Source organism: Halopseudomonas salegens, from assembly GCF_900105655.1.
Classification (GTDB): domain Bacteria; phylum Pseudomonadota; class Gammaproteobacteria; order Pseudomonadales; family Pseudomonadaceae; genus Halopseudomonas; species Halopseudomonas salegens.
In genome coordinates this window covers 158,282-183,056 of the sequence record NZ_LT629787.1, presented here as the reverse complement: position 1 = coordinate 183,056, position 24,775 = coordinate 158,282, and the positions used below count along the sequence as shown (strand labels likewise).

Annotated in this window: 19 protein-coding genes, 2 tRNA genes and 3 rRNA genes; 11 read left to right on the top strand and 13 right to left on the bottom strand. The window is 55.9% G+C overall.

The annotated features are described in order from the left end of the window. Positions 1-2: 2 nt before the first annotated feature. Positions 3-872 carry a LysR family transcriptional regulator ArgP gene (locus BLU07_RS00810; RefSeq protein WP_092383203.1) on the bottom strand — a complete coding sequence of 290 codons (870 nt, stop codon included), beginning with the start codon at positions 870-872 and terminating at the stop codon, positions 3-5. An 89-nt stretch (positions 873-961) separates the two neighbouring features. Here BLU07_RS00810 and BLU07_RS00805 point away from each other — a divergent pair, with 89 nt between their 5' ends. From BLU07_RS00805 to BLU07_RS00790, 4 genes are all read left to right on the top strand, one after another. Next, positions 962-1,567 (top strand): LysE/ArgO family amino acid transporter, encoded by a 606-nt coding sequence (locus BLU07_RS00805; RefSeq protein WP_092383201.1) that lies wholly within the window; start codon positions 962-964, stop codon positions 1,565-1,567. Positions 1,568-1,635: 68 nt separating this feature from the next. Continuing rightward, a complete protein-coding gene (locus BLU07_RS00800) occupies positions 1,636-2,979 on the top strand; it encodes a metal-dependent hydrolase family protein (protein ID WP_172830076.1) in 1,344 nt (447 codons plus the stop codon). Positions 2,980-3,529: 550 nt separating this feature from the next. Further along, on the top strand, positions 3,530-4,594 hold the full coding sequence (locus tag BLU07_RS00795; RefSeq protein ID WP_092383199.1) for a putative urea ABC transporter substrate-binding protein: 1,065 nt from the start codon (positions 3,530-3,532) through the stop codon (positions 4,592-4,594). 90 nt (positions 4,595-4,684) lie between these two features. Next, complete coding sequence (locus tag BLU07_RS00790) at positions 4,685-6,145, top strand: protein adenylyltransferase SelO (protein WP_092383197.1); 1,461 nt, start codon at positions 4,685-4,687, stop codon at positions 6,143-6,145. 304 nt (positions 6,146-6,449) lie between these two features. Here BLU07_RS00790 and rrf read toward each other — a convergent pair. The 6 genes from rrf to tyrS form a co-directional block, all read right to left on the bottom strand. Next, positions 6,450-6,565 (bottom strand): 5S ribosomal RNA (gene rrf / locus BLU07_RS00785). Between the two features lie 131 nt (positions 6,566-6,696). After that, positions 6,697-9,587: ribosomal RNA gene (locus tag BLU07_RS00780) — 23S ribosomal RNA — on the bottom strand. A gap of 295 nt (positions 9,588-9,882) precedes the next feature. Further along, positions 9,883-9,958 (bottom strand) — tRNA-Ala (locus tag BLU07_RS00775). A gap of 24 nt (positions 9,959-9,982) precedes the next feature. Continuing rightward, positions 9,983-10,059: transfer RNA gene (locus BLU07_RS00770), tRNA-Ile, on the bottom strand. A gap of 130 nt (positions 10,060-10,189) precedes the next feature. Continuing rightward, positions 10,190-11,726 (bottom strand): 16S ribosomal RNA (locus BLU07_RS00765). Together the 16S, 23S and 5S rRNA genes with 2 tRNA genes alongside form the textbook arrangement of a ribosomal RNA operon. 563 nt (positions 11,727-12,289) lie before the next feature. Next, entirely contained in the window at positions 12,290-13,489 is a 1,200-nt protein-coding gene (gene tyrS, locus BLU07_RS00760; RefSeq protein ID WP_092383195.1) for a tyrosine--tRNA ligase, read from the bottom strand. A 211-nt stretch (positions 13,490-13,700) separates the two neighbouring features. Here tyrS and BLU07_RS00755 point away from each other — a divergent pair, with 211 nt between their 5' ends. After that, a complete protein-coding gene (locus BLU07_RS00755; protein ID WP_092383193.1) occupies positions 13,701-15,176 on the top strand; it encodes a peptidoglycan DD-metalloendopeptidase family protein in 1,476 nt (491 codons plus the stop codon). Between the two features lie 27 nt (positions 15,177-15,203). Continuing rightward, entirely contained in the window at positions 15,204-16,283 is a 1,080-nt protein-coding gene (locus tag BLU07_RS00750; protein ID WP_092389482.1) for an anhydro-N-acetylmuramic acid kinase, read from the top strand. Between the two features lie 6 nt (positions 16,284-16,289). Here BLU07_RS00750 and erpA read toward each other — a convergent pair whose 3' ends face one another. The 4 genes from erpA to argC form a co-directional block, all read right to left on the bottom strand. Next, positions 16,290-16,643 carry an iron-sulfur cluster insertion protein ErpA gene (gene erpA, locus BLU07_RS00745; protein WP_092383191.1) on the bottom strand — a complete coding sequence of 118 codons (354 nt, stop codon included), beginning with the start codon at positions 16,641-16,643 and terminating at the stop codon, positions 16,290-16,292. 67 nt (positions 16,644-16,710) lie between these two features. After that, positions 16,711-17,130 (bottom strand): bactofilin family protein, encoded by a 420-nt coding sequence (locus tag BLU07_RS00740; protein ID WP_092383190.1) that lies wholly within the window; start codon positions 17,128-17,130, stop codon positions 16,711-16,713. Then, complete coding sequence (locus BLU07_RS00735; protein ID WP_092383188.1) at positions 17,130-17,888, bottom strand: DUF6776 family protein; 759 nt, start codon at positions 17,886-17,888, stop codon at positions 17,130-17,132. Before BLU07_RS00735 ends, BLU07_RS00740 begins: the two co-directional genes overlap by 1 nt. Continuing rightward, complete coding sequence (gene argC, locus BLU07_RS00730) at positions 17,888-18,922, bottom strand: N-acetyl-gamma-glutamyl-phosphate reductase (RefSeq protein ID WP_092383186.1); 1,035 nt, start codon at positions 18,920-18,922, stop codon at positions 17,888-17,890. The genes BLU07_RS00735 and argC overlap by 1 nt, the downstream gene beginning before the upstream one ends. 134 nt (positions 18,923-19,056) lie before the next feature. On the opposite strand from argC, the gene hemJ reads away from it, so the two are divergent. Next, the gene (hemJ, locus tag BLU07_RS00725; RefSeq protein WP_092383184.1) at positions 19,057-19,479 is read left to right on the top strand and encodes a protoporphyrinogen oxidase HemJ; all 423 of its coding nucleotides are present in this window, start codon (positions 19,057-19,059) and stop codon (positions 19,477-19,479) included. A 20-nt stretch (positions 19,480-19,499) separates the two neighbouring features. On the opposite strand, the gene BLU07_RS00720 is transcribed toward hemJ, so the two are convergent. Beyond that, on the bottom strand, positions 19,500-20,978 hold the full coding sequence (locus tag BLU07_RS00720) for an AAA family ATPase (RefSeq protein ID WP_092383182.1): 1,479 nt from the start codon (positions 20,976-20,978) through the stop codon (positions 19,500-19,502). An 87-nt stretch (positions 20,979-21,065) separates the two neighbouring features. On the opposite strand from BLU07_RS00720, the gene BLU07_RS00715 reads away from it, so the two are divergent. Next, positions 21,066-21,404, top strand: a complete 339-nt coding sequence (locus BLU07_RS00715) for a histidine triad nucleotide-binding protein (protein WP_092383180.1) — start codon at positions 21,066-21,068, stop codon at positions 21,402-21,404. Positions 21,405-21,424: 20 nt separating this feature from the next. After that, on the top strand, positions 21,425-22,072 hold the full coding sequence (coq7, locus tag BLU07_RS00710; RefSeq protein WP_092383178.1) for a 2-polyprenyl-3-methyl-6-methoxy-1,4-benzoquinone monooxygenase: 648 nt from the start codon (positions 21,425-21,427) through the stop codon (positions 22,070-22,072). A gap of 43 nt (positions 22,073-22,115) precedes the next feature. Here coq7 and BLU07_RS00705 read toward each other — a convergent pair whose 3' ends face one another. Then, positions 22,116-22,538, bottom strand: coding sequence for an OsmC family protein (locus BLU07_RS00705; protein WP_092383176.1), 423 nt, complete (start codon positions 22,536-22,538; stop codon positions 22,116-22,118). 176 nt (positions 22,539-22,714) lie between these two features. Between BLU07_RS00705 and crp the strand changes: the two genes are divergently transcribed. Further along, positions 22,715-23,359 carry a cAMP-activated global transcriptional regulator CRP gene (gene crp / locus BLU07_RS00700; RefSeq protein WP_092383174.1) on the top strand — a complete coding sequence of 215 codons (645 nt, stop codon included), beginning with the start codon at positions 22,715-22,717 and terminating at the stop codon, positions 23,357-23,359. Between the two features lie 63 nt (positions 23,360-23,422). Continuing rightward, complete coding sequence (locus tag BLU07_RS00695; protein WP_092389480.1) at positions 23,423-24,775, top strand: adenosylmethionine--8-amino-7-oxononanoate transaminase; 1,353 nt, start codon at positions 23,423-23,425, stop codon at positions 24,773-24,775.

The following is a 24,775-nucleotide window of genomic DNA, read 5'->3' as shown; positions in this document are numbered from 1 at the left end:
GCTCAGGTCTGCAGGACCTGTCGCGCCGCTTCGCGTACCGACAGGCGCAAGGTCTTCAACACCGCGCTTTCTGCTCGCCAGTAGTGCCAATAATGAGGAACATCCACCGGCGTGTCCGGCAACACTTCAATCAGCGCGCCATTGGCCAGTTGCTGGCGGATCTGCAATTCCGGGATCAAGCCAAAAGCGATCCCCTGCTCCACACACTGCACAAAGCCCTCTGAACTCGGACAATAATGGCAATGTTGAGGGCTGCCGGCCCCCTGACTGGCCAGATAGTCATGTTGCAGACGGTCGTCCTGATTGAATACCAGACAGGGAGCACGACTTAGCCAGTGACCCTGACCGGGAAGTGCGCGGTACCGGGCCACAAAAGCCGGGGTGGCGACGGCACGATAACGCAGCAAACCGAGAAACTCGACCCGACCGCCGTTGACTGCTTCTGCACTGGCACACAGACAGGCCATCACCTCGCCGTTTTTCATCCGCTTCAGACCCACCGCCTGATCTTCCACGCTCAGATGGTAACGCACCCCGGGATACTCCGGCAGACTCAAAGCAGCCGGTAACCAGGTAGCCAGTGAGTCGGCATTGACCGTCAGCCGGACAGGCACTGCTTCCAGGGGATCACCCAGCCCCAGCTGCTGCTCCATTTGCTCGACCTGCCGCAAATGGTTGTGCAATTGACGTCCAAAAGCGGTCGGTTGCGGTGGACTGATGCGCAACAAGGCAGCCTGACCCAAACGACTTTCCAGTTGCTTGATGCGCTGACTGACCGCGGACTGGGTGATATATAGCCGCTGCGCCGCGCGCTCAAAGCTGCCCTCTTCGATGACTGCGGCCAGGGCTGCCAACAAACGATACTCAAGCATTAGATTTTCTTATCAGCAAATAGATTTATTCGTTGGATTAATTTACTCCAGAAACCCGAGAATGGCGACCTGATCTGAAAGGAGGGTTTATGGGGTCATTCTTTTCCGGGCTGGGTATCACCCTGAGTCTGATCGTTGCAGTTGGCGCGCAAAACACCTGGGTGTTGACGCAAAGCATGTTCGGGCAGCATCGCCGCCTGCTGGCAGCCATCTGTATCAGTTGCGACAGCCTGCTGATCATCAGCGGTATTTTTGCTCTCGATACGATACAGCGCCTGTTGCCTGCAGTTATTCCGGCGCTGACACTGGCTGGCAGCGCCCTGCTGTTCTGGCTGGGTGGGCAAGCCGCACTGCGTGCCTGGCGCGGCCAGGGCAGCCTGACCCTCGAGCCCTCGATACAGATCAGCAGCCCTGGCAAACTGGCCTCAGCCACCCTCGCAATAACCTTGCTCAATCCGCATGTCTATCTGGATACTGTGGTACTGATCGGAGGCGTTGGCGCCCAGCAAACCAGTCCCTGGGCCTATGCGTGTGGCGCAACGCTGGGCTCTGCACTCTGGTTTGGTGGCCTGACCGCCGGCGCCCCCCTGTTGGCCCGGCAATTGAAAACCCCACGCGCCTGGCAGGTATTCGACAGCCTGATTGCCCTGATGCTCTTGGCCCTGGCTGGATCCCTGTTGGTAAAAGTCTGGTAGACCGCAGTCGCGTTTTGATCATCACCTGCTAGACTTTTGGCATACTCAATCCACTCGAGATCCTGCCCATGATTCGCCTGCGCTGCCTGTTGCCGAGCTGCATCCTGATGCTGTCATTCAGCCTGTCCTTGCCCGCAACAGCCGCTAGCGACGGTTTGCTGCTGGAAGACGTCTATCTGTTCGATGGCCAGTCAGCCGAGCGCAGCCAGCAGCGGGTAAATGTACTGGTGCGCAATGGCCTGATTGAAGAGATTTCCTCTGCTTCAATCGCCCTTGAATCGACCGACAACCTGACGGTGATTGACGGTGACGGCCGCACTCTGATGCCCGGGCTGATCGATGCCCACTGGCACTCCACTCTGGTCAAACCCTCCTCTGTCACCGCCCTCACCGCTGATATTGCGTATATTCATCTGCTGGCCGGTGCCGTCGGCGATGCCACTCTGATGCGTGGGTTCACCTCGGTCAGGGATATGGGTGGGCCTTCATTCGGTTTGCGCCGAGCGATTGATGAAGGGGTCATTTCAGGGCCGCGAATATTTCCTTCCGGGGCAATGATTTCGCAAACCGGTGGCCACGGGGACTTTCGTTTACCCCATGAAGTCCCGACTGCCGGCAACGCCCCATTGAGTTATCCCGATCAGGTCCGTGTGACGGCGATCGCAGATGGTGCCGATGCAGTACTCAAGCGCACCCGAGAGCAACTGATGCTTGGCGCCACCCAGATCAAGCTGATGGCTGGCGGCGGCGTCAGCTCGATGTATGACCCGCTGGATGTCACTCAATACACCCGGGACGAATTGCGTGCTGCAGTAATGGCAGCGGAAAACTGGGGCACCTATGTGGCGGTGCATGCCTACACCTCCAGAGCCGTCAGCATGGCACTTGAAGCCGGGGTAAAAAGCATCGAACACGGTCAACTGGTGGATGAAGATACGGTCAAGTTGATGGCAAGCAAAGAGGCCTGGTGGAGCCTGCAGCCATTTATCGATAACGAGCTGTCCAACCCGCAAACCGGGCCGTCGCGACTGAAACAACAAATGGTGCACCAGGGGACCGACCGCGCCTTTGACCTGGCGAAAAAACATGACGTCAAGGTGGCCTTCGGGACCGATATGCTCGGCACTGGCAACCTGGGTGAGAACCAGAATGCGCTGCTGGTCTCCATGCAGAGATGGTACAGCCCCGGAGAAGTACTGCAGATTGCTACGGCTAACAATGGTGCCCTGATCGGTCTGGCTGGCCCTCGCTACCCATTGGCTGGTCCGCTGGGCATTCTGGTTGAAGGGGCAGTTGCCGACATGTTGCTGGTTGAGGGCGACCCCACGGCAGACCTGTCACTCATCGCAGACCCTGAACAGAACTTTCGTCTGATCATCAAGAATGGCGTTATCCACAAGAACACCCTGTAAACCTGTGCGCTGCTTTGGTGCCGGCAGCCTTGGAAAAAACCCTTTTGTGACTCTCGGGTGGGCACCCCTCTGATATCCACGTGCCTGTGGCGGCCACACAAAGCCTTTGTACTGCCACTCTTCCATTCATTGGCATAAAACCTGCTTTACTACTTTCGACCTGGCAGCACTTGTTTGCTGCATATCCGGGACGACCCGGACGGCCTGCGCCGAATTTCCATCTGGACGACCAGATCACATGGTTCTCAGCGGGGTAACCATTGATGTCTGTATTGTCTGCACAACCCGGTATCACTCACACCAACGTATCCGGTTGCATACCCTTGTTGTCGATTACCAGCCAGATGCCACCTGGTTGGCAGGGGCATACCTGTATCGCGGTTTCAGCGAGCAATTTCACAGCAGTCATTGCTTGGCTTGCCAGTCCCTGGCCCGCTCACTGACACGCCCGCTCCATTCCCTTCAATCAATGGCCTTGTGCCTATGACTACAGCGCAACGCGTTGACCTGCAACGCGAACCAGACAGTGAAATATCAAAGGAGAACGACCATGTTTATCAAACGACTTTGCTTGCTTTCAGCGTTGCTGGTAAGCACTACCCTGTTCACCAACACGACCCATGCCGAGCCAAAGAAATTTTCTCTGGCCTGGTCAATCTATGTCGGCTTCATGCCCTGGCAGTATATGGATGAGAGCGGCATCATGGACAAGTGGGCCAAGAAATACGGTATCGACGTGGAGCTGGTTCAGGTCAACGACTATATCGAAGCCATCAACCTCTACACGGCCGGGCGTTTCGATGGCGCAACCATGACCAATATGGACATGCTGACCATTCCCTCGGCAGCTGGCGTAGATACCACCGCAGTCATCGTTGGTGACTTCTCCAATGGCAATGATGCCGTCGTGTTGAAAAACCGCACACGACTGGAAGACATTGCCGGGCTGGACGTAAATCTGCTGGAGCTGTCGGTTTCCCATTACACGCTTGCACGCGCGCTGGATACCGTCGGTCTCAGTGAACGTGACGTGCGTGTGGTGAATACGTCGGACGTCGATATTGCCAATGCCTTTCTGGATGACAGCGTGCAGGCAGTTACCCTGTGGAACCCGCAACTGGAAACCGTCATGCAGCACCCTGAAGCAGTCAAGGTGTTTGATTCCACCCAGATCCCCGGTGAAATCCTCGACATCATGGGTGTCAACTCGGCTACACTCGCCGCCAACCCCGAGCTGGGCAAGGCAATGACTGGCGCCTGGTTCGAGGCAGTCGGGATTCTCCTGTCTGACACGCCGGAAGGCATCGCCGCCCGCGAGCTTATGGCAGCCGGCTCGGGGACGGATCTGGCCGGTTTCGAACGTCAGCTGGAAGCCACTTACCTGTTCCCGACACCGCAGGCCAAGCTGGACTATCTGACATCAGAACGGCTGACCGAAACCATGGATTTCGTTACCGCTTTTTCCTTTGAGCATGGTTTGCTGGGCGACGGGGCAGCCTCGGCTGACGTTATCGGTATTGCCATGCCCGACGGTTCGGTCCTGGGCAACCCGGACTTTGTTCGCATGCGTTTCAACCATGATTTTCTGCAGATGGCTGTGGACAATACGCTTTGAGTGTTCACCACATGACACCTGACGTCCGTTACACTGACAGGTGCGGCGGCAAGCCAACGCTTGCCTGCCTTCACCCGTCAGGAGCAACGCATGTGGAATCTGGACAACAGTTATGCGCGTCTCAATCCCGGGCTGTTTGCCCACCAATTGCCGACGCCGGTAGCTGAACCGCACTGGGTATTGCGCAACCCGGCACTGGCGGACATCCTGGGGCTGGATCCCGCCACGCTGCACAGCGATGAGCTGTTGGCTATCTGTGCGGGCAACGCATTGCCACCCGGCAGCGAGCCACTGGCCCAGGCCTATGCCGGTCACCAGTTCGGCAATTTCACTATTCTTGGTGATGGCCGCGCCGTGCTACTGGGTGAACAACTAACCCCCGACGGCCAGCGCATTGACCTGCAGCTGAAAGGCTCTGGCCCAACGCCCTTTTCTCGCCGTGGCGATGGCCGCGCTGGTCTGGGCCCCATGTTGCGTGAATTCATTATCAGTGAAGCATTGCACGGCCTTGGTATTCCTGCCACACGAAGCCTGGCAGTTGTCGCTACTGGCGAGCCGGTCTACCGTCAACAGGTAGAACCCGGTGCCGTACTCTTGCGTACCGCTGCCAGTCACCTGCGCGTCGGCACCTTCGAGTACGCTCACCATCAGGGAGGGGTCGAGCGGGTTCGAGAACTGGCCGACTACTGCATCAACCGCCACTACCCGGATTGCGCGCAGGCGGACAACCCCTATCTGGCCCTGCTGCGTGCCGTTATTCAGCGTCAGGCCGAACTGATTGCCAACTGGATGCAGGTCGGTTTCATTCACGGCGTCATGAATACCGACAATATGAGCCTGTGTGGCGAAAGCATTGATTTCGGCCCCTGCGCCTTTATGGATGAATATGCCAGCAATACCGTCTTCAGCTCGATAGATCAGCATGGCCGCTATGCCTATGCCAACCAGCCGGCAATAGGCCAGTGGAACCTGGCGCGTTTTGCCGAAACCCTGCTTCCCCTTCTCGCCGAGGACCAGAAGAACGCCATCAGCCTCGCCCAACAGGCACTGGGTGACTATGTCGACAATTACCAAAAGGCCTGGTTACAAGGCATGGGCTGCAAACTGGGTCTTGCAGACGCGACTGAGTCTGACCGCCGCCTGATCGACGACTGGCTCAAGCTGCTGGAACAGGAAAAGGCCGACTTTACCAACAGCTTCCGGGCCCTGTCCGGCGATCCAGCCAGCCTGGCTCAACTGCCAACCCAGCCGCTGTTCCAGCAGCCCGCTTTTACTCAATGGCAACAACGCTGGCAAGCCCGTCTGAACGATCAGCATGGGGATCAGACCACTGCAGTAGCGCTGATGCAGGCGCACAACCCGCAAGTGATAGCGCGCAATCATCAGGTTGAACACGCCTTGCAAGCAGCTGTTCAGTTCGGAGAGCTGCAACCCTGCGAACAGTTGCTGAGCCATTTACGCCAACCCTATGCCTGCTCACCGGGCATGGCAGACTACTGCCGCCCGCCTGAACCCAGCGAACGCGTATTGCAAACGTTCTGCGGGACCTGAGGGCAGTGTAGTGGGATGCTTTCTAATGGTGGGCTTCCCTGGAGGCTGGAGACTTGCCGTCAGCCGCTTTCCTGCGCACAAAGAAAAGCCCCGCACTGTTTCCAGAGCGGGGCGTTTCAGTATAGGCGCTTGACGATGACCTACATTGACGCGTGCCATCCAGGCACGCGCCCTGCGGGCAGCCTGCGGCTGTCCAAATTCGCTCCCGGCGAATTTGTCACATGGACGGTGGTAGTAACAGAAGGATTATCCATGAAACAGAAATAAAAAAACCCCGCCAAATGGCGAGGTTTCTTTATTTGGCGCTTGACGATGACCTACTCTCACATGGGGAAACCCCACACTACCATCGGCGATACGTCGTTTCACTGCTGAGTTCGGAATGGGATCAGGTGGTTCCAACGCTCTATGGTCGTCAAGCAATTCTTTTGCACTGTCGTGGATTACCACGCCAGGGCCAATAGGGTTGTGATAGATGTTTAGTAACAGTGATCGCACAAGTCCGTCTTGTCGTTCATCTGTCCATACACACCAGATTGCTTGGGTGTTATATGGTCAAGCCACACGGGCAATTAGTACTGGTTAGCTCAACGCCTCACAACGCTTACACACCCAGCCTATCAACGTCGTAGTCTTCGACGGCCCTTTAGGGGAGTCAAGCTCCCGGTGAGATCTCATCTCAAGGCAAGTTTCCCGCTTAGATGCTTTCAGCGGTTATCTCTTCCGAACGTAGCTACCCGGCAATGCCACTGGCGTGACAACCGGAACACCAGAGGTTCGTCCACTCCGGTCCTCTCGTACTAGGAGCAGCCCCTCTCAAATCTCAAACGTCCACGGCAGATAGGGACCGAACTGTCTCACGACGTTCTAAACCCAGCTCGCGTACCACTTTAAATGGCGAACAGCCATACCCTTGGGACCGGCTTCAGCCCCAGGATGTGATGAGCCGACATCGAGGTGCCAAACACCGCCGTCGATATGAACTCTTGGGCGGTATCAGCCTGTTATCCCCGGAGTACCTTTTATCCGTTGAGCGATGGCCCTTCCATACAGAACCACCGGATCACTAAGACCTACTTTCGTACCTGCTCGACGTGTTGGTCTCGCAGTCAAGCGCGCTTTTGCCTTTATACTCTACGCACGATTTCCGACCGTGCTGAGCGCACCTTCGTACTCCTCCGTTACTCTTTGGGAGGAGACCGCCCCAGTCAAACTACCCACCATACACTGTCCTCGATCCGGATAACGGACCAGAGTTAGAACCTCAAAGTTGCCAGGGTGGTATTTCAAGGTTGGCTCCACGCGAACTAGCGTCCACGCTTCAAAGCCTCCCACCTATCCTACACAAACAAATTCAAAGTCCAGTGCAAAGCTATAGTAAAGGTTCACGGGGTCTTTCCGTCTAGCCGCGGATACACTGCATCTTCACAGCGATTTCAATTTCACTGAGTCTCGGGTGGAGACAGCGCCGCCATCATTACGCCATTCGTGCAGGTCGGAACTTACCCGACAAGGAATTTCGCTACCTTAGGACCGTTATAGTTACGGCCGCCGTTTACCGGGGCTTCGATCAAGAGCTTCGCCGAAGCTAACCCCATCAATTAACCTTCCGGCACCGGGCAGGCGTCACACCCTATACGTCCACTTTCGTGTTTGCAGAGTGCTGTGTTTTTAATAAACAGTTGCAGCGGCCTGGTATCTTCGACTGGCATGGGCTTACGTAGTAAATACTTCACCCTCACCAGCGCACCTTCTCCCGAAGTTACGGTGCCATTTTGCCTAGTTCCTTCACCCGAGTTCTCTCAAGCGCCTTGGTATTCTCTACCTGACCACCTGTGTCGGTTTGGGGTACGATTTCTAGTTACCTGAAGCTTAGAGGCTTTTCCTGGAAGCTTGGCATCAACCACTTCGCCTTCATAAAAGAAAGCTCGTCATCGGTTCTCGGCCTTAAGATCCCGGATTTTCCTAAGATCTCAGCCTACCGCCTTAAACAAGGACAACCAACGCCTTGCTGGCCTAGCCTTCTCCGTCCCCCCATCGCAGTAACTAGAAGTACGGGAATATTAACCCGTTTCCCATCGACTACGCCTTTCGGCCTCGCCTTAGGGGTCGACTCACCCTGCGTCGATTAACGTTGCGCAGGAACCCTTGGTCTTCCGGCGTGGGAGTTTTTCACTCCCATTGTCGTTACTCATGTCAGCATTCGCACTTCTGATACCTCCAGCCAACTTCTCAATTGACCTTCACAGGCTTACAGAACGCTCCTCTACCGCTCATCCTAAGATGAACCCGTAGCTTCGGTGTATGGTTTGAGCCCCGTTACATCTTCCGCGCAGGCCGACTCGACTAGTGAGCTATTACGCTTTCTTTAAAGGATGGCTGCTTCTAAGCCAACCTCCTAGCTGTCTAAGCCTTCCCACATCGTTTCCCACTTAACCATAACTTTGGGACCTTAGCTGACGGTCTGGGTTGTTTCCCTTTTCACGACGGACGTTAGCACCCGCCGTGTGTCTCCCGTGCTGACACTCACTGGTATTCGGAGTTTGCATCGGTTTGGTAAGTCGGGATGACCCCCTAGCCGAAACAGTGCTCTACCCCCAGTGGTGATACACGAGGCGCTACCTAAATAGCTTTCGAGGAGAACCAGCTATCTCCGAGCTTGATTAGCCTTTCACTCCTATCCACAAGTCATCCGCTAACTTTTCAACGGTAGTCGGTTCGGTCCTCCAGTGCCTGTTACGGCACCTTCAACCTGCCCATGGATAGATCGCCCGGTTTCGGGTCTATACCTTGCGACTAAACGCCCTATTAAGACTCGGTTTCCCTACGCCTCCCCTATACGGTTAAGCTTGCCACAAAATATAAGTCGCTGACCCATTATACAAAAGGTACGCAGTCACGGAACAAGTCCGCTCCCACTGCTTGTACGCATACGGTTTCAGGTTCTATTTCACTCCCCTCACAGGGGTTCTTTTCGCCTTTCCCTCACGGTACTGGTTCACTATCGGTCAGTCAGGAGTATTTAGCCTTGGAGGATGGTCCCCCCATGTTCAGTCAACGTTTCACGTGCGCCGACCTACTCGATTTCACAGCTAAGAGCTTTTCGTGTACGGGGCTATCACCCACTATGGCGGAACTTTCCAGAACCTTTCACTAAACTCAAAACTGCTTAAGGGCTAGTCCCCGTTCGCTCGCCGCTACTTGGGGAATCTCGGTTGATTTCTTTTCCTCCGGGTACTTAGATGTTTCAGTTCCCCGGGTTCGCCTCACACACCTATGTATTCAGTGTGTGATACCCAACTTGTGTTGGGTGGGTTTCCCCATTCAGACATCTCCGGATCAAAGGTTGTTTGCCACCTCCCCGAAGCTTTTCGCAGGCTACCACGTCTTTCATCGCCTCTGACTGCCAAGGCATCCACCGTATGCGCTTATTCACTTGACCATATAACCCCAAACAATCTGCACACCCGCCAGGTAAACCCGTGGGTAAGCCGATCATTCGCTGTCATAGGTATTTGACATGATTCACGACAATCCGGAACTTGCTTGAGATCACAAGTTACCTTAGCTGTATACAATGCAGTGAAACACTGTATACGCTGTACTTCTATCACAAACCCTAATTGTTAAAGAACGTCTGGCGCAAAGACCAGACAGCAATGATCGATTCTAATGGAGCAAGCTCCCAGGATCATTCCTGTCTGTACTCTGTGTCATATCCGGTTTTTGTGCGGCGATGGTGGAGCCAAGCGGGATCGAACCGCTGACCTCCTGCGTGCAAGGCAGGCGCTCTCCCAGCTGAGCTATGGCCCCTTCAGACCTTCACACCTCGACAATTGGTGGGTCTGGGCAGATTCGAACTGCCGACCTCACCCTTATCAGGGGTGCGCTCTAACCAACTGAGCTACAGACCCAATTGCCTCGGGCTTTTCACCACCCAATCATCTGGGCTTGTTGCAGCTCACAGAGCCACATGCCAATCGCCAAAACCAGGGAATCAAGTAATTCGTGTGAGTGCTTGAACAGCGTTTGTGATCTTTCGATTAAGGAGGTGATCCAGCCGCAGGTTCCCCTACGGCTACCTTGTTACGACTTCACCCCAGTCATGAATCACTCCGTGGTAACCGTCCTCTCGAAAGTTAGACTAGCTACTTCTGGAGCAACCCACTCCCATGGTGTGACGGGCGGTGTGTACAAGGCCCGGGAACGTATTCACCGCGACATTCTGATTCGCGATTACTAGCGATTCCGACTTCATGGAGTCGAGTTGCAGACTCCAATCCGGACTACGAACGGTTTTGAGAGATTAGCTCCACCTCGCGGCTTGGCAACCCTCTGTACCGCCCATTGTAGCACGTGTGTAGCCCTGGCCGTAAGGGCCATGATGACTTGACGTCATCCCCACCTTCCTCCGGTTTGTCACCGGCAGTCTCCTTAGAGTGCCCACCATAACGTGCTGGTAACTAAGGACAAGGGTTGCGCTCGTTACGGGACTTAACCCAACATCTCACGACACGAGCTGACGACAGCCATGCAGCACCTGTGTCTGAGTTCCCGAAGGCACCAATCCATCTCTGGAAAGTTCTCAGCATGTCAAGGCCAGGTAAGGTTCTTCGCGTTGCTTCGAATTAAACCACATGCTCCACCGCTTGTGCGGGCCCCCGTCAATTCATTTGAGTTTTAACCTTGCGGCCGTACTCCCCAGGCGGTCAACTTAGTGCGTTAGCTGCGCCACTAAAGACTCAAGGTCCCCAACGGCTAGTTGACATCGTTTACGGCGTGGACTACCAGGGTATCTAATCCTGTTTGCTCCCCACGCTTTCGCACCTCAGCGTCAGTATCAGTCCAGGTGGTCGCCTTCGCCACTGGTGTTCCTTCCTATATCTACGCATTTCACCGCTACACAGGAAATTCCACCACCCTCTACTGTACTCTAGTCAAGCAGTTATGGATGCAGTTCCCAGGTTGAGCCCGGGGATTTCACACCCATCTTACTTGACCGCCTACGCGCGCTTTACGCCCAGTAATTCCGATTAACGCTTGCACCCTCTGTATTACCGCGGCTGCTGGCACAGAGTTAGCCGGTGCTTATTCTGTTGGTAACGTCAAAATTGCACGCTATTAACGTACAACCCTTCCTCCCAACTTAAAGTGCTTTACAATCCGAAGACCTTCTTCACACACGCGGCATGGCTGGATCAGGGTTGCCCCCATTGTCCAATATTCCCCACTGCTGCCTCCCGTAGGAGTCTGGACCGTGTCTCAGTTCCAGTGTGACTGATCATCCTCTCAGACCAGTTACGGATCGCTGCCTTGGTGAGCCGTTACCTCACCAACAAGCTAATCCGACCTAGGCTCATCTGATAGCGTGAGGTCCGAAGATCCCCCACTTTCTCCCGTAGGACGTATGCGGTATTAGCTCGGGTTTCCCCGAGTTGTCCCCCACTACCAGGCAGATTCCTAGGCATTACTCACCCGTCCGCCGCTAAATCAGGGAGCAAGCTCCCTTCAATCGCTCGACTTGCATGTGTTAGGCCTGCCGCCAGCGTTCAATCTGAGCCATGATCAAACTCTTCAGTTTTAAATCAATTCGGATTTTGAAAAAATCCTAAACTTGGCTCAGCCTTTACAAATAAACTCATGAATTCACAGAGTAACTTGCTTGGCTGATAATCTGTCGATCATCAAGACCCTGAGCAAGCACCCACACGAATTACTTGATTCCAATTTTTTAAAGAGCGATTCGGTCTGCGTTTCCGCTGGACCAGGCCGCGCATTCTACGCTAAGCCTCTAATTCGTCAAGCTTTTTTTGAACATTTCGTTGCGAGCAACTGAACTTCAAATCCGGCTTGTCCGACCCGCCAGGCCAAGGCCTTGTGCGTGTCAGGGAGGCGTATTCTACAGCAGAAACCCTGCTCGTCAACACCTCTTTGCAACCTTTTTTACTGCCTGGAGACGCTTCAACCAGAAGCACTCCGGCAACCTCCGCAGAGGTGGTTACGAGCGGCGTATTCTACTGCGCCGCACCTTGCTGTCAACTGTTATTGCAACCCGAAAGAAGAGATAACCTGTTGATAAAAAAGAGCTTTTACAAAACAGCCCCGCTCAGCAAGACGCGCATTATAGGCCGCTCAGGTTTGCCGTCAAGCTTTTTTCAAGCGCACGCGTGCAAACTTCTTCTTGCCCGCCTGACACACATGCTCGGCGCCCAACACAAAGACAAAATCGCGATCTACAGCCGCCCCATCAACCTTTACCGAGCCGGCATTCAACAGGTCACGCGCAGCCGCGGCATTCTTGGTCAGGCCGGCACGATTCAGTACCGCTGAAATCGGCATGTCGGCATCCGACTCCAGGTCGATCTCTGGCAGGTCATCGGGCAACTCACCTTCTTTCAGGCGATTACCCGCCGATTTGTGCGCAGTGGCTGCCACCTCCTCGCCGTGGAAGCGCGCGACCAGCTCTTCGGCCAACCTGATCTTTATATCCCGCGGGTTGGCACCCGCTTCGATTTCGGCCCGATAACCGGCAATCTCATCAAGACTTCGGAAGCTGAGCAGTTCGAAGTAGCGCCACATCAGGCTGTCCGGCATGGAAACGATCTTGTTGTACATTTCGCCGGGACGATCATTGATGCCTATATAGTTGCCCAATGACTTGGACATCTTCTTCACGCCATCCAGACCCTCAAGGATCGGCATGGTAATGATGACTTGCGCTTCCTGGCCGTACTGGCGTTGCAGCTCACGCCCCATCAACAGATTGAATTTCTGGTCGGTACCACCCAGCTCGATATCTGCCTGCATGGCGACCGAGTCATAGCCTTGCACCAAAGGATAGAGGAATTCATGGATGGCAATCGACTGGCCACTCTTGTAGCGCTTGTCGAAATCATCGCGTTCAAGCATGCGGGCAACGGTATATTTACCGGCCAGCTGAATCATGTCGGCGGCGCTCAGCCGGTCCATCCATTCCGAATTGAACACCACTTGCGTCCTGGCCGGATCAAGAATCTTGAATACCTGCTCTTTATAGGTTTCCGCATTGGCCTTGACCTGCTCTTTGGTCAACGGCTGGCGAGTCACATTCTTGCCAGAGGGATCGCCGATCATCCCGGTAAAGTCACCGATCAGAAACATGACCTGATGACCCAGGTCCTGAAACTGGCGCAACTTGTTGATCAGGACCGTATGCCCCAAATGCAGATCCGGGGCCGTCGGGTCGAACCCGGCCTTGATCCTCAGCGGCTGGCCGCGCTCGAGCTTGGCGCGCAACTCGTCCTCTACCAGAATCTCATCAGTACCGCGCTGAATCAGCGCCATTTGCTCGTCTACGGACTTCATACACAACCTGCTCTGTCAAAGGGCTACGCAAAAGGTGAACCAAAATACAATAATGCTGACCAATTACAAGCGTGAAAAACTGCCGGAGGACTGGCACCGGCATGAGCTGGAAAAATGACGGACGGCATCCATGAGCGCTTGTATTAATGGAATAACAGTTATAATTTAGCAAGTTAGTAAATCTACCTCACAAATAACCAGAAGAGCGCTTATGGGTTCTCCAACCAACAAGACCACGCTATACCCAAAAAGCCATATTCTTGCAGCTAGCGGCATTGCTGCCGCATTAAGCTTTTTCCTGCTGGTAATCCCCTCTACCGACGTCGAAGCGCACAAGACTTTTATTCCTCTGGATCTGAGCAACCCGGAAACGCAATCCACATCGGCCTTGAGTGAAAGAGTCACCAGCCTGTTGAACGACAACGTGATCATTCCATTGAAAGATGGTGATTTTGGCGCTCTGACCCAGGCAATCCATCCTGCTGATGGTGACCTCATTGATCAGCTGCTGATGGCCAATCAAGAGCCGCCGCCATTAAATAACGAGATGCATGCCGACAACCATGACTCTCTCGGCACTACCGATCACTGGACCCGCTTGACCGTTGAAAGCGGCAACACCCTGTCGACCGTGTTCGATCGGGTAGGCATTCCGACCAGTACCTTGTACTCCGTGCTCGACAGCAGCAATGAAGCCAAGCGCTTCACCCGGTTGCGGATAGGCCAGATCCTGGAGTTCAAGCTGGATGACGGCGGTGACCTGCTCGCCCTGCGCAGCAAACTGAATGACCTGGAAACCATTGAGATCAGCCGCAACGGCGATGGCTTTGTGTTCAATAAAGAGTTGCTTGAACCCGAAGTCCGGAACCGTTTCGCACAGGGCCAGATCAACAGCTCACTGTTTCTTGCTGCGCAACGCGCCGAGATGCCGCACAACCTGACCATGCAGATGGCCAATATTTTCGGCTATGACATCGACTTCGCCCGCGAGATTCGCCAAGGTGATAACTTCGAGGTGTTATTCGAAGAAAAACATCTGGATGGCAAGCGCGTGGGGACCGGTAACATTCTGGCTGCCCGCTTCGTCAACCGTGGCCGCGAATACACTGCCGTGCGCTATGTCGACCGCCAGGGGCAGGCCAGCTACTACCGCGCCGATGGCACCAGCATGCGCCGAGCCTTCATCCGTACACCGGTTGAATTTGCTCGCATCAGCTCACGCTTCAACCCCAACCGTCGCCACCCGATTCTGAATACCATTCGCGCACACAATGGCGTTGATTATGCTGCGCCAACCGGCACACCGATCAAGGCCACCGGCGATGGTCGCATCATTCATCTGGGTCGCAAGGGCGGTTACGGCAACACCATCGTTATTCGCCATGGCCAGCAGTATCAGACGCTGTATGCGCACATGAACGGCTATGCACGCGGCCTGTCAAACGGCAGTCACGTAACCCAGGGTCAGGTCATCGGCTATGTTGGCATGACCGGGCTGGCTACAGGCCCGCACCTGCATTACGAATTTCTGCGCAGCGGGCGCCATGTGGACCCTCTGCGGGTTGATCTGCCGGTAGCCGACCCGGTACCTGACAACGAGCGTGAGCGTTTTATGGAGCAGAGCAAACAGGTCATGGCCAGCCTGGACCAGCACCGGACCACTCAACTTGCAATGCTGGATCAATAACCCGTGAGCTGGTGGCTGATTGGCGTCATGTCAGGCACCAGCCTTGATGGTATTGATCTCGCGCTGACCCGTCTTCACCCAGAGCATGGTATCGATCTGGTTGGTGCCGACTGCCTGCCCTTTCCCCCTGAATTACGCAATGAACTGCAAGCACTCTGCGAGCCGGGTAATGACGAGATTCGCCGCGCCGGTCTTGCCGGGCAGGCCTGGGCGGAGCTGACAGCCAAGGGCATTCATGCCTTGCTGGCCCGCCACCAGCTCAAATCCGAACAGATTCTGGCAATTGGCAGCCACGGGCAAACCATCCGCCATCACCCCGAACTCGGTTTCAGCGTACAAATTGGTGCGCCAGCCTTGCTGGCCGAGCGCTGTCGCATCCAGGTGGTAAGTGACTTCCGCAGCCGCGATCTGGCCGCCGGAGGGGAAGGCGCCCCGCTGGTCCCCGCCTTTCACCAATGGCTGCTGGCAGATCCGGAACAGGCCCGGGCCGTCATCAATATTGGTGGGTTTGCCAACCTGACGCTGCTACGCCCCGGTCACGCTGTAACCGGGTTTGACAGCGGGCCGGGGAATATCCTGCTGGACGCCTGGATTCAGCAACACCAGGACCGGGCTTATGATGCCGAGGGTTGCTGGGCAGCCAGCGGTACCGTCCATTCCGGCCTGGTTGCCCAACTTCTGGCTGATCCCTATTTCAGCCGGGCGGCACCGAAAAGCACTGGCCGAGAGTATTTCAACAGCCTCTGGCTGGAGCGTCAGCTAAAAAACTTTGGTCAGCCCCTGCCAGCTGCCGACGTCCAGGCTTGCCTGCTGGAACTGACTGCTCACAGCATTGCCAATGCGGTAACTGGACAGGTAAGTGACTGCAAAAGCGTGCACATCTGCGGTGGGGGCGCCGCCAATACACACCTGCTGCAGCGACTGAAGGAATTACTCTCGCCGCTGCAGGTGCATACCACTGCAGCGGTTGGGGTCGATCCCGAGTGGATGGAAGCAATGGCCTTTGCCTGGCTGGCCTGGCGTTGCCTGCAGGGTCAGAGTGGAAACCTGCCAACGGTTACCGGTGCAGCCGGTCCCCGGGTGCTCGGCGCCGTCTATCCAGGCTGATACGGATCAGATCGAGAAGGATGAGCCACAGCCACAGGTTGTCGTGGCGTTCGGATTATTGATAACAAAGCGCGACCCTTCGAGCCCTTCCTGATAATCCACTTCGGACCCGGCCAGATACTGAAAGCTCATCGGGTCGACCACCAAGCGTACACCCTCACGCTCAACAATAGTGTCATCCTCGGCCAGCTCATCATCAAAGGTGAATCCATACTGAAAGCCAGAGCAGCCACCACCCGTCACAAATACGCGCAGACTCAGACGATCGTTACCCTCTTCTTCGATCAAGGTGCGCACCTTGGTCACGGCACTGTCGGTAAACAGTAACGCACTCGGGGTAAAGACTTCAGCAGTGGACATACAACCTCCGGCGCCAGGCGCCCAAATACGACAATGGCGCTATTATCCGTTTTCCCGACTCTTTTGGTCAACTATTGTCGTTATCCGACTCCGCATCAATGCCAGGCAAGGTCGGCGCGGCATCATCCAGATAATGCAAGGCACCACTGATCTGGGCACCCATGACCATTTCCATGAAACGGTAATGAAGATCGCCCTGAATCCGGGCTTTGCTGTCCAGTTCAAGATGCTCACTGGCCTCAACGTCGCCAACCACCTGGCCGTTGATCAATACACTGGGGGCCTTTATGGTGCCCTCGACGATGCCGTGCTCACTGACCCGCACCAGCCCCTTGTCGGCAACGATATTGCCTTCAACCCGGCCGTCGATTTGCAGAGCACCGGTAAACTGGATATTGCCCTGAAAATCAGCGTCCAGAGCAATAATGGTGGTTTTGCCGCTGTATTGGTTGATGTCCAGCTTCTTGCGCTTGTCTGCTCCCCACATCAGGGTCTGACTCCTGTAGTTGTCCAGTCAAAACGGTGTTCGACCAGGGTTTCTCCGTTGTTTTTGGCTCTCAATTCTACCGTTTTCGGTATAAAGTCCACAGGCAAGGTCAGCAAGGCCAGCTCAGGCTCTTCCGGCACTACCTGGAAATAACGAAAATCCAGAGGCAGGCTATCGCTACTTGCAGCATTCATATCCGACAGGGACAAACTGACCGTTTCACCACTCTGTTCGCCATGTACTTGCATGTCCAGCGTCGCGGTGACGTTCTCTGATTCGGTACCAACCCGACTGACCATAACCCGAAACCGGTAGGTATTGGGCACGTCGGCCGGCTGCAGATCAAAATACTGAATGCGCAAACCCGGTGTGGCTGCATCGGAATCCAGTGCACCCTGGTATTGGGCCAGATCTTGCTGCAGGCGGAATAACTGTTGCTCCATAGTGCGCACCAGTTGCTGCGATTCAGCATAGGACTGATTGGCCAACATCACATCGACATCCATTTGTTGCAAGCGCTGACGCTGTTCCAACAGCTCGGTCTGGAGCCGTTGTTCGTTTGCCAGCAGGATATCCCGTTGCACCGTCACTTCAATCTGGGACTTCTGCCCCGCCTGCCATCCCAGCCAGGCCGCTGCGGGAACAGCCAGCACCAACGCCAACAGCAACAAGCGCTTCAAGCCCTTCACAAAGGGGGTGTTGCGCGGCATCAGTACGACGCTGTGATCGCGCAGGGAGGCGTAACTGCGCCGACCCATCAGGGCAATAGCGCCGGATGCGCAATACCCAGAGTTTCTTCCATGCCGAAGGCTATGTTCATTCCTTGAACAGCCTGACCCGATGCCCCCTTGACCAGATTATCAATCACCGAAAGCACGACCACCAAATCACCGTCCTGCGGCCGGTGAACAGCCATCCGGCACATGTTGGCACCACGCACACTGCGCGTTTCCGGCGTGCTGCCGGCGGGCATGACATCGACACAGGGCTCAGCCGCATAGCGTTGCTCGAACAGAGCCTGCAAATCGACACTGCGATCAGCGACACGGGCATACAGGGTTGCATGTATACCCCGCACCATGGGTGTCAGGTGAGGGACGAAAGTCAGCCCGACGACTTCTCCGGCGGCGCGCTGCAAACCCTGGCGAATCTCGGGCAAATGACGATGCCCCGGCACGCCGTAGGCTTTCATGCTTTCTCCCGCCTCACAGAACAACGAACCGACATTGGCGCCACGGCCGGCACCACTGACTCCGGACTTGCAATCGGCAATGATCTGACCTGGATCCGCCAGTCCCTGTTCCAGCAAGGGAACAAGCCCCAGCTGGACGGCGGTCGGGTAACAACCGGGCACTGCAATCAGTCGTGCATCACGCATTGCTTCCCGATTGACTTCCGGCAGGCCGTAGACTGCCTGTGGCAACAGGTCAGGCGCGCCATGCGGCTGACCGTACCAGCGAGCCCACTCTTGCGCATCCTGCAGGCGGAAATCAGCCGACAGGTCGATGATCCGGGTTCCCGCATCCAGCAGCTCAGCAGCCAGTGAATGTGCGACGCCATGCGGCGTAGCAAAGAACACCACATCACAGGCACCCAGGGTTTTCGCGTCAGGCACACTGAACGTCAGGGCATCGTAATGACCGCGCAGGTTGGGATACATGTCGACCACTCGCTGCCCTGCCTCGGAGCGGGAAGTAATAACCTCCACATGCGCTTCGGGGTGCTGCGCCAGCAAGCGTAACAACTCGACGCCGGTATAGCCGGTGCCGCCGACAATGCCAATCTTGATCATGATTTGTCCTGTTATTCTGCGAATGACTGTCTGTTAATCGTTTATCATAAGGTAGCCAGCCGGCATGTCCAATGCCTGGACTGCCAATATCTTGTTTTGACGACAAAAACTGATTTACTCCCGAAGGATCAAGCATGTATTTGTGGATCAAGGCCTTTCATATTATTGCAGTGGTGACCTGGTTTGCAGGGCTGTTCTATTTGCCGCGGCTGTTTGTATACCACGCCATGGCTGAAGATCAGACCAGCCGCGAACGCTTCAAGATCATGGAACGCAAGCTGTATCGCGGCATCATGTGGCCTTCGATGGTCGTTACCGTACTGCTGGGTCTCTGGCTGCTGAAACTGTCGCCCGCGTGGCTGCAGGCCGGCTGGCTGCACGCCAAATTGGCTCTGGTGCTGTTACTGGTTGTTTACCACTTTGCCTGCGGCCACTTGCTGCGCCAGTTTGCTGCCGATACCAACCGGCGCGGTCATGTATTTTACCGCTGGTTCAATGAGGCGCCGGTACTGGTGTTGCTGGGGGCCGTGATTCTGGTCGTAGTCAAACCCTTCTGAGCCCTGTCTGAATGGCCGACTCAGTCGGCCATCACTGCCCGCCCTTCGGCCCACTCACGCAACGCATGCAGCTTTTCCGCCATGACGACAGACAAGGGCGAGGTGGCTCCCAAGGCTTCCACCACATCCTGATCGGCCATTTCGTCATCCCGGGCAACTGCGGCATAAACTGCGGCCACTACAGCCTGCTCGATTTCCGCACCGGAAAAGCCCTCACTCGCCGCTGCCAACAATGGCAGGTCAAAGCGTTCCGGGTTCAGCTCGCGACGCATCAGATGAATGCGGAAAATTTCTTCCCGGATCTCGGGGCGTGGCAAATCGACGAAGAACATCTCATCCAGACGCCCCTTGCGGATCAGCTCCGGGGGTAACTGACTGACATCATTCGAGGTGGCGACCATGAAGACCCGCGTCTTGCGTTCGGCCATCCAGGTCAACAACGTACCCAGCATGCGCCGCCCGACGCCCTGATCCGACCCATCCGGCGCCAGGCCTTTTTCTATTTCGTCGATCCACAATACACAGGGCTCCATGGCATCGGCCATGGCCAGTGCCTCGCGCAGATTCTTTTCGGTTTCGCCAATGTATTTGTTGTACAGGCTGGCGAAATCCAAACGCAGCAACGGCAGCCCCCAGAGGCCAGCCACCGCTTTGGCCGCCAGACTCTTGCCGGAACCCTGTACGCCCACCAACATCACACCCTTGGGCGCATCCGCGAGCGGCTGCTCGCAGAACGCTGACTGGCGCTGACGCAACCATTGTTTGAAGTTGAGCAAACCGCCCACTTCGGCAAAGCGCGCGGTATCCTGCTCGAAACTCAGCACACCCTCCATGTCCAGCATCTCGAACTTGGCCTGATTCAGTTGCGGCAAATCCTCCTGACTGATGGCTCCATCATCAGCAATCAGGTTGCGCGCCAGCCGCCGCGCCTCGGCATGCGTCGTGCCGCGCAGGTTGCGTACCACCTGCTGCAGGGTACGATTATCGGTACGTACTCGCCGGCCCTGATTCTGGCTACTCCAGCGTGCGGCTTCTTCTCTGACGATAGTTGTCAGTTGCTCATCCGAAGGCATGCTCAGTCTGAAGCTTACTGCCAGCCTGCGCAGCTCGGGCGGCAGCGTCAGAGTGTGACTGACCAGAATAATCACCGGGCCATCTTCTTCACAGTTCATTGCCATACACTTGAGCAAGCGCACCACTCGTGAAGATTCGAGAAAGGGGTGCATATCGCACAGTACATAGAGGTCATGCACGCCACATCGGCGGATATGTTCAAGCAGTTTCTCGGGATCACACAAGGGATCCTGCTCGTCGACGGCCGTGCCGAATCCCAGACGGGTCAATCCATCAATCTGGTTCCAGGTGTGCCAGGTCATGGTCCGCTTGACTGCCAGTCCGGCAATCAACTCCAGCACCCGGCGCTCTTCCCAGGATTCGATAACAATCAGGCGTACCCGAGAGGCCAGTACCAGATCGAGATCCTTGATATCATTTCTCACCTATTTCTCCTTGTGTCGTTATTGGCAAACCGAAGCCCTGCAAGAGTACACTTGACTTGAGAATTATTACTTTATCAGGAGCTTGCTGTGGATTGTCTTTTTTGCAAGGTCGTCGAGGGTCAGATTCCGGCGAAGAAAATTTACGAAGATGACCAGGTACTGGCCTTTCATGACATCAACCCCCAGGCACCGGTACATTTTCTGGTGATACCCAAGCGGCATATCGCCACCCTGAATGACCTGACTGCTGACGATAGCGCCCTGGTCGGTCATATGGTCTACACCGGCCAGCGCCTGGCTAACGAACTCGGCTGTACCGAGGGTTTCCGCACGGTTTTCAACTGTAACGAACAGGGCGGGCAAACGGTGTACCATATCCATCTGCATGTTCTCGGCCAGCGGCAACTTGTCTGGCCACCGGGTTGATCGCCTAACGGAGGCTCCACATGGCTAGTAGCCGACAGTACACATTTTTCGACCGCCTGCTCAGTCAAGCCGATCAGGCTTTACGTACTCTGGCGCCGGGTGCCGCCCAGGCCAATCGACCATCACCGGCTGCCCATCTGGCCAACGTTCCCATGGACAGCGAAGAAAAGCGCCATATTGCCGGCTTGATGCGCATCAATCACACTGGCGAGGTGTGCGCACAGGCTTTGTATCAAGGGCAGGCACTGACCGCCAAACTGCCGCAGGTGCGAGAAAAAATGGAGCACGCCGCTGCCGAGGAAATCGACCACCTCGCCTGGTGTGAGCAACGGTTGCGTGAACTGGACAGCCGTACGAGTATCTTCAATCCGCTGTTCTACGGGCTGTCATATGGTATGGGGGCGGCGGCAGGGCTGGTCAGTGATCGCGTCAGCCTCGGCTTTGTTGCCGCCACCGAGCAATTGGTTGAGCGTCACCTGGATGATCATCTGATGCAGTTGCCGCTGGAAGATATCAAGTCACGCGCCATTCTGGAACAGATGCGTGAAGACGAAATCGAGCATGGCAACCAGGCCCTGGAAGCTGGCGGTATGGATTTCCCGCCGCCGGTGAAAAGCGCGATGATCCTGCTGTCCAGGGTAATGACCAAGGCCACCTACAAGGCCTGACTCAGCAAGGGGCCGCCACCCGTGCGGCCCCGGTCAGTACCGCTCAGTCGACCTCGATGATCTGATAATCATGACTGATCTCAACACCGCCGCGAGTCAGCATGATGGATGCCGAGCAGTATTTTTCCGCTGACAGCTCAACCGCGCGCTTGACATGCGCTTCCTTCAGATTCTTGCCACTGACCACGAAACGTATATGAATGCGGGTAAACACCTTGGGCTCACTGTCGGCGCGCTCGGCCTCGAGCTCGGTGTGCACATCACGAATGTCCTGCCGGGATTTTTTCAGAATGCTTACTACGTCGTAACTGGCGCAGCCGCCCAGACCAATCAGCACGGTTTCCATTGGCCGGACGCCCATGTTGCGTCCACCCGCATCCGGCGGCCCGTCCATTACCAGGGTATGCCCGCTTCCGGACTCCCCGAGGAACATGGCGCCGTCTATCCACTTGATTTGTGCTTTCATGCGATTCTCACTTAGCAAAGGGCTGACAACCGCGCAGAATAACACAACCCTCTTCTTGCCTCGCATTGATGAACACAGCACTGGCCAGCACGGCACAAACTGGACATAATTCACAAAAGTATCAGGATGAGTCTCTGCCTTCAGTCTCTCCGGCTCAACAACAGGATGTCAGCTATATGGCCGATACACCCGGCAAAATCAACCAACAGAAACTGGCGCATTTCCTTAGCCTCTGCCGCATTCGTCGCCTGTCAGCGCGTAACACCATCATTTACGCCGGGGAAAGCTCAACCACATTGTTCTATATCGTCCGCGGCTCGGTCAGCGTGCTGATTCAGGATGACAAAGGCCATGAAATGGTGGTGACCTACCTGAATAAAGGAGAGTTTTTTGGTGAAATGGGGCTGTTTGACCTGGACAACCTGCAACAGGATCGCAGCGCTCGCGTACGCACTCGCACTGAATGCGAGCTGGCCGAGATCAGTTACACTCAATTCCACGAGCTGACACACGAAGATCCGGAATTGCTCTACGCGCTCTGCCGTCAAATGGCTGAACGCTTGCGCAAAACCACCCGCAAGGCCTGTGACCTGGCCAATCTGGACGTCACTGGACGTATCGCCCGGACGCTGCTGGAACTGACCCAGCAACCGGACTCCCTGAGCCACCCCGACGGCATGCAAATCAAGGTCAGCCGCCAGGAAGTCGCCCGTCTGGTTGGCTGTTCGCGTGAAATGGTCGGCAGGGTGCTGAAAAATCTGGAAGATCAGAACCTGATTACCGTCGATGGCAAAACCATCGTCGTATACAACAGCCGTTAGCCCCAGAAGTCATTCGCTCAGGTACAATCATTGGTCGAACAAACACCGGCCAACGAGGTTCACATGAGCTTGAACGATCAATGGATGCAGCGCGACCTGGCAGTGCTCTGGCATCCCTGCACCCAGATGAAAGATCACGAGAGCATGCCGCTGATTCCTGTCGAACGCGGTGAAGGCGTCTGGCTATATGATTTTGACGGCAATCGCTATATCGATGCCGTCAGCTCCTGGTGGGTGAATATCTTCGGCCACGCCAATCCCTACATCAATCAGCGCATCAAGGACCAGCTGGACAAGCTGGAACACGTCATTCTTGCCGGCTTCAGCCATCCGCCAGTGATCGAGCTGTCAGAAAAGCTGGTGGCCATGACCCCGGCACCGCTGACCCGTTGTTTCTATGCCGACAATGGCTCCTCCTGTATCGAAGTCGCGTTGAAAATGAGCTTCCATTACTGGCTCAACGTCGGCAAGCCCGAGAAAAAGCGCTTTATTACTCTGAGCAACAGTTATCACGGCGAAACCCTGGCTGCCCTCGCTGTCGGGGACGTCAGCCTGTACAAGAGCACCTATGAACCGCTGCTGATGGACGTGATTACCGTACCCTCGCCTGACTGCTATGAACGCGAAGCCGGTATGGACTGGGAAGCGCATAGTCGCCTGATGTTCGAACACATGGAGCGGGCGCTGGCCGAGAACCACGAACAGGTCGCCGCCGTGATCGTCGAGCCACTGATCCAGTGCGCCGGCGGCATGCGCATGTACCACCCGGTTTACCTGAAGCTGTTGCGCGAAGCCTGTGACCGTTACGGCGTTCACCTGATTCATGATGAAATCGCCGTCGGTTTTGGCCGCACCGGCAGCATGTTTGCCTGCGACCAGGCCGATATCAGCCCGGACTTTCTCTGCCTGTCCAAGGCCCTGACCGCAGGCTATCTGCCGATGGCCGTCTGCCTGACCAATGACACCATCTACCAGGCGTTCTACGACGATTACGACACCCTGCGCGCCTTCCTGCATTCACACAGCTATACCGGAAACCCCCTGGCATGCGCGGCAGCGCTGGCCACACTGGAGCTGTTCGAGCGGGACCAGGTGATCGAGCGCAATCTGGCACTATCCGCCCACATGGCCAAAGCCACCGAGCACTTTATCGATCACCCGCATGTCGCTGACGTGCGCCAGACCGGTATGGTGCTGGCGATCGAGATGGTCAAGAACAAGGCCAATCGCACGCCCTACCCCTGGCAGGAAAGACGCGGCATTCGCGTCTATGAGCATGCGCTGAAAAACGAAGCCATGCTGCGCCCACTGGGGAGCGTGGTCTATATGATGCCGCCCTACGTGATCACCCCGGACCAGATCGACCACCTGGCCAGTGTCGCCTGGGAAGGTATTCAACTGGCAACGCGGGACTGA